Origin of the sequence: Salmonella sp. SAL4457 (assembly GCF_046548235.1) — a bacterium.
Lineage (GTDB): Bacteria > Pseudomonadota > Gammaproteobacteria > Enterobacterales > Enterobacteriaceae > Salmonella > Salmonella enterica.
Window position 1 is genome coordinate 1 of sequence record NZ_JBGDZO010001414.1, and the last position, 232, is coordinate 232.

Genomic DNA, 232 nt, shown 5'->3' on the forward strand with positions numbered 1-232 from the left:
GGCGGGGGAGCCACGTGGGTCTGCGATGGGACGATGGCGGCGCGCGGCGTACGGCTACGCTTGCTGCCTATTAATAAGGAAAGCGCGGGCAACTGACCCTCGCCGCGTTCACCGAGCAGTTCCAGAAGCCGACCGAGGTATTTCTCGTTCACCCAATCGAGGACGAAACGGTTGGGTGCATACACACGCAATTCGTCGCCTTCGGCTTCGACCTGCAAGGGACGGATCCAGG

1 protein-coding gene is annotated in these 232 nt (G+C 62.1%); it reads right to left on the reverse strand.

Going from position 1 to position 232, the window contains the following annotated elements; all coding sequences use genetic code 11:
- A partial coding sequence (locus ACLJNW_RS28825) for a DnaA N-terminal domain-containing protein (protein ID WP_410962108.1) occupies nt 1-218 on the reverse strand: 218 nt, incomplete at its 3' end.
- Nucleotides 219-232 lie beyond the last annotated feature (14 nt).